This window comes from Faecalicoccus sp., assembly GCF_036552745.1.
Lineage (GTDB): Bacteria > Bacillota_I > Bacilli_A > Erysipelotrichales > Erysipelotrichaceae > Faecalicoccus.
In genome coordinates this window covers 1-5,727 of sequence record NZ_JAXKBY010000126.1, presented here as the reverse complement: position 1 = coordinate 5,727, position 5,727 = coordinate 1, and the positions used below count along the sequence as shown (strand labels likewise).

The following is a 5,727-nucleotide window of genomic DNA, read 5'->3' as shown; positions in this document are numbered from 1 at the left end:
TATGCTGTGTGATACCACCAAATTCTTCGCCGGTAACATGTGTTTTACGAATCGTATCCAACAATGTTGTCTTTCCATGATCGACATGCCCCATGATCGTGATCACTGGTGGTCTAGGCTGTAATTTTGATTCATCTTCTTCAATGTTATCGATTTGTTCTTCAATATCATCTTCATCGATCACCACTTCTTTATGCGCCTCGCAGTTGAACTCCATACAGATCAATTCAATATCTTCATCACTTAATACCGTATTGATCGTAGACATATTTCCCATCATAAAGAGAAATTTTATAATATCCGAACTGTTTCGTTTCAACAGTGTGGCTAAACCACCAACTGTCAATGGTTCCTGATATGTAATCTCTTTAGGGTATTCAACTTTCTTTACCGGCTGCTGGCGATTGTTGTTTCTCTGATTTCGGTTTCGATTCGGTTTTTTCTTCTGTTTGTTGTAAGCCATTTGACATCACCATTCCCTTTCTATCATTCCATATTTGTTTGGCTAAAGAAGCATCCAATATGGAAAATGCTACAAAAGATCGTTTCGTGATCTGATCAAATTCATCAGGATCCACACCAAAATAAGGTATTTGATACGTATGACATTTGTCCTGTATCTTTTTTTTCAAGTTGTTTCCAATCAAATTGGAATACACAACAAGACAAGCCTGTTTCTTTTGAATGCTTAGAAGCAGCTTGCTTCCATAAGCAACTTTTCCGGCTCTAAAGGCAATCTGACAATACGAGATCCATTTACTCGTCTTCACAGAGCTCTTCCAACTGATCATAGATCGCTGTTGGAATTTCCATTTCCAAAGCTCGATCTAATGCTTTGTTCTTACGAGCCAGAGCAATAGTTTTCTTATTTAAGGAAACGTAAGCTCCATGTCCGTTCTTTTTTCCTGTCAGATCAACCTCAATTGCTTTTTCCGGTGTACGTACCACACGAATCAGTTCCTTTTTAGGAAACCGTTCCTGTGTCACTACACATTTTCGCATCGGTATCTTACGCATACAAACTCCTAGTCGTCATAGTATTCGTCGAATTCTTCATAATCGACATCTTCATCCCAGACATTCTCTTCTTCCATCTGCTGGGCCTCAATCTCGGCAAGCTCTTCCTCTGAATAGATCGGTTTCATCTGCTCAAACTGCTGTTTTACCTCACTTAGATCATGCTTATCCGTTGTTTCTTTGACCTCTTCCTGTTTTTTCTTCGATTTTACCGGAGCTGTTTCCTGTTTATTCGAGACATCTGCAAAGTTTTCAAATTTAGAAGTATATTCCGTGCTTGGCGCAATACTTGCTTTTTCTTTACGTTTTGCCTTAGCGATACGAGCTGCTTCTTCCATTTCATCCAATTCTTTTTTCTCTTGTTCTTTTTCAAACAAGGTCGTTGTATTCTGAAGTGGCATATCTTCTTCTGTATCCAGTAAAACATCATCATCGTATGTAAAGTCAGCTACATCCACGTTTTCGATTTCCGTTGGTGTCTGGTTCAATTCTTCAATACGCTGCTGCTGTTTATAAGCACGCTCTTTTGCTTTCTTAGCTTCGTATTCTTCCTGCATTGCTTTGGATAAAGCCATGTAGTCAATACCTGCTTCTTCCATTTCCGCATCCGATTTAATATCGATCTTGCGATTTGTCAGTTTTACAGCTAATCGAGCATTTTTACCACGTTTACCGATGGCAAGCGACAACTGACTTTCCGGAACGACAACGATCAAGCCATCCTTTACATTTTCATTTGGAATGACTGCAATAGCTTCACTTGGACTCAAGGCATTCTTGATCAAATCCGCAATGTTATCAGACCATTCAAAGATATCAATTTTTTCGCCATGCAGTTCGTTGATGATCATCTGTACACGAGAACCGCGCGGACCAATGCAGGCACCGATTGGATCAATGTTTTCATTATGTGTATAAACGGCGATTTTACAACGTTCTCCCGGTTCTCTGGCAATCGCTTTAATTTCAATGATACCCTGATAGATTTCCGGTACTTCACGCTCAAACAAGCGCCGCACGAATACCGGTGTAGCTCGTGATACCAGGACTTGTGCACCTTTTGTTTCTTTATTGACTTCAGTAATCACAACCAACAGATTTTGTCCTTCATAATAAGTTTCCCCTGGGATCTGCTGGCTCTTTTTCATCATGGCCAGTGTCTTACCGATATTAACGATCACAAATTTAGGTTCTACGGTTTCTACCGTTCCCATGACCATTTCATCAACTTTATCGCAATATTCTTCGTAAACGATTTGTTTTTCGGCTTCACGAATCTTTTGTTTGATGACGTTTTTGGCCAGAACAACGGCAGCACGATCAAATTGTGTATAATCCACTTCTTCATCGATCATATCGCCCAGTTTGGCATCCTTATTCACTTTCTTCGCTTCTTTTAAGGAAATTTCCAACTCATCGTCTTCGACTTCTTCTACAACGACTCTTTGATGATAAATATGAATGATTCCGTCTTTAATTTCAGTTTTTACATAAGCGTCCGGAATTTCAATATGCTTACGATACGCTTTTGTCAAAGCTTCCTTTAAAGCTTCTTCCACAATTTCCGGTGTCAACTGACGATCACTTTCAATTCCCAATAATGCAGAAGCAATCGTATCCACTTTTTGTTTCATGTCCGTCTCCTTTATACCTTAACAGCTGTTCGAATCAGCGCAATATTTTCTCTTTCAATTTCCATCGTTTTATTTCTTGTCTTATCTTTATACTGAATCACAATGGAATGTTCATTGATTTCTTTTAAGTCTCCCGTCACAGCATCCAATCCCTGTTTAGGATCTTTCAGCTTACAGTACACATATTCTCCCAAGGCTCGCTGCAGCTGTTCTTCATTTTTTAGTTCCCTTTCCGCTCCCGGAGAACATACTTCCAACATATACTCGGAAGCAAACCAGTCTTTTTGATCCAATACTTCCCCAATGGCATCACTGCACAAAGCACAAGTATCCAGATCCATGCCTCCCTTTTCTTTTTCTACACTAAAGCGTAATAACGGCGGATCTTGACTCGGTATCCATTCAATGTCATACAACCTGCAGCCAAGCTTTGACAGAACGGGTTCGATCCACTCTTTGAGTTTGTCCATACTTTCTCCTTTTCAAAATGAAGGAGTGGGTTTCCCCACTCCTTGTTTCAATACATGCATAACATAGCACAAACTATGCTTAAACGCAAGCGATTATTTGTTTTCCCTAATCTAAATCTTCTCCATTCGATGCGATAACTTTCTTATACCAATAAAAACTATCTTTTTTATATCGTTTATAGGTTCCATTTCCATTATCGTCAACATCTACATAAATAAACCCATATCGTTTACTCATCTCTCCTGTAGAAGCACTAACCAAATCAATACATCCCCATGGGGTATATCCCATTAAATCTACACCATCAATATCGACTGCCTTTTTCATTGCATCGATATGTAACTTAAGATATTCAATTCGATAAGAATCATGAATTTCATCATCTTCTAATTTATCATATGCACCTAATCCATTTTCGGCAATAAACAATGGTTTCTTATATCGATCATAAAGTACATTCAGCACATATCTCAATCCTTCCGGATCAATCTGCCAACCCCAATCACTTGTTTTCAGATATGGATTCTTGGTGCCTTGCAAAAGATTACCGCTGGAATTATTCTCTATAGGGTTTGCGCTAATGCAATTCGTTTGATAATAAGAAAAGGAATAAAAATCTACCGTACCTTTTTTTAAGCTGTTATAGTCTTCTTCCGAAATTTCCAGCTGAATATTATTTTTCTTCCACATTTTTCTCGCAAAATAACTGTATTCTCCAAAAACTTGAACATCTCCACAATAAAAATTTCTCTCATTCCATTCTTTTTGATTCATTAGAATATCTTTAGGATTACATGTTAAAGGATAAGTTGGCATGATCGCAATCATGTTGCCAATCTTGAAATGTGAGTTTGTCTCATGTCCTAAAGCTACCGCTTTGGCGCTGGCAACCAATTGGTGATGTAATGCTTGATATCGCTTTTGAAGATCGTCCTTCTGATTTAAAAAATCTTTAGTACCTTCATTCAAAATTCCCAGAGACATATAATTTCCTAAAGGCAAAGTTCCACAATTAATTTCATTAAACGTAAGCCAGTAAGTAACTAGTTCTTTATATCGATTAAAAATAACTTCGCAATATTTCAGATAATAATCTATGACTTTACGATTGTTCCATCCGCCAAAATGTTCAACCAAATAAATAGGCATTTCATAATGAGAAATCGTAACTAAAGGTTCAATATTGTATTTTCTTAGTTCTTTAAATACGTTCTCATAAAATTCTAATCCCTTTTCATTCGGTTTATCTTCTACACCAGTAGGAAAAATTCGTGTCCAGGCAATAGACATTCTATAAGTTCTAAATCCCATTTCCGCAAAATAAGCAATATCTTCCTTATAACGATGATAGAAATCACTAGCAAAATGGCTGGGATAATTTAAATCATCGCTTATATCCATGGTGATTTTTCTTGGGTTTTTATGTGTTCCAGAAGATAATAAATCAGCCGTGCTTAACCCTTTACCATCTTCCAAATATGCACCTTCAACCTGATTGGCTGCTGTAGCTCCTCCCCACAAAAAATTTTTATTCATTTTATCCTTCCTCGTTTTCCTTATAAAGGAATAATGTTGCTATAAATGTCACGATGCAACCAATAGCAATAGCAACACACATTAAAATCATATTTGTAAGACCGCTAGTTCCTCCGATAAAGCAAGGGAGTGCTACAAATGATGAGGCACCGGCAAAGGCATAAATATACACATTCATAATTCCTGCAAATAGGCCGCCACAAAGACTGCCTATCATAGCTGCATAAAGAGGCGTCTTATATTTGAAGTTTACTCCATACATTGCAGGCTCTGTAACACCAGCACTTAATGCAGTAATTGCACATGAAATGCTTGTTGATCGTACTGTTTTATTTTTGGTTTTGATTCCAACAGCCAAAGCTGAAATTCCCTGATTAATATTTGATATTACAAGTGAAGTAAAGAAAATTGGTTCATAGCCAACCGTTGAAAACATCTGCATCAAATATGGAACAAAAGCAGAATGCATACCAGTCATAATTAAAAAAGGCATTAAAGCAGCTAATACACCAACACCTAAGAATCCAACAGTGTTATATAGCCAAATGACAGCAGCTGATACATAGTTACCAAGAAATGCTCCAGCAGGTGCTAATAAACAAAAAGATAATGGAATCATCACAAGCAAAGTACACAATGGTTCAACTATAGACCGCAAGGAATCTGGCGAAATTCGTGCAAAGAACTTTTCAATATAAGACATGATCCAAACACATAAAATTGCAGGAAAAATCGAACTTGTATAGCTGGCTCCATAAACAGGAATTCCAAAAATATCAAAAGCAGTACCGTCTGTAACACCATTTACAAATGTAGGGTATACTAACATGGCACCAATAACCATTCCCAAAGAAGGATTAGCTCCAAATTTTTTAGCTGCATTGGCTCCTACCAATATAGGAAGAAAATAAAATCCGGCATCTCCAACAATAGTTAGAATTTGATTGGTGCCACTATCCGTTGGTAACCATGAAAAAGTAGTAATACATAAAACAATAACTTTTATCATTCCGCAACCTATTAATGCTGGGATGATTGGAGTCAGGCATCCTGAAATTCCATCTAAAAT

Annotated in this window: 7 protein-coding genes; all 7 read right to left on the bottom strand. The window is 37.5% G+C overall.

Features of this window, described 5'->3' with window-relative positions; all coding sequences use genetic code 11:
* Positions 1–463 (bottom strand): translation initiation factor IF-2 N-terminal domain-containing protein (locus tag U0M88_RS06265; protein ID WP_331869252.1); only part of this gene is annotated, 463 nt, incomplete at its 3' end.
* Positions 378–770 (bottom strand): L7Ae/L30e/S12e/Gadd45 family ribosomal protein, encoded by a 393-nt coding sequence (locus U0M88_RS06260; RefSeq protein WP_117446874.1) that lies wholly within the window; start codon positions 768–770, stop codon positions 378–380. The genes U0M88_RS06265 and U0M88_RS06260, both read right to left, overlap by 86 nt.
* A complete protein-coding gene (rnpM, locus tag U0M88_RS06255) occupies positions 757–1,017 on the bottom strand; it encodes an RNase P modulator RnpM (protein ID WP_022789002.1) in 261 nt (86 codons plus the stop codon). Before rnpM ends, U0M88_RS06260 begins: the two co-directional genes overlap by 14 nt.
* An 8-nt stretch (positions 1,018–1,025) precedes the next feature.
* Positions 1,026–2,651 carry a transcription termination factor NusA gene (gene nusA, locus U0M88_RS06250; RefSeq protein ID WP_117446876.1) on the bottom strand — a complete coding sequence of 542 codons (1,626 nt, stop codon included), beginning with the start codon at positions 2,649–2,651 and terminating at the stop codon, positions 1,026–1,028.
* Between the two features lie 11 nt (positions 2,652–2,662).
* Positions 2,663–3,121 (bottom strand): ribosome maturation factor RimP, encoded by a 459-nt coding sequence (rimP, locus tag U0M88_RS06245; protein ID WP_195221849.1) that lies wholly within the window; start codon positions 3,119–3,121, stop codon positions 2,663–2,665.
* A 106-nt stretch (positions 3,122–3,227) separates the two neighbouring features.
* Positions 3,228–4,658: a glycoside hydrolase family 1 protein gene (locus tag U0M88_RS06240; protein WP_331869251.1), complete on the bottom strand. Its 1,431-nt coding sequence runs from the start codon at positions 4,656–4,658 to the stop codon at positions 3,228–3,230.
* Between the two features lies 1 nt (position 4,659).
* The coding region (locus U0M88_RS06235) for a PTS transporter subunit EIIC (protein WP_331869250.1) at positions 4,660–5,727 on the bottom strand (1,068 nt) is incomplete at its 5' end.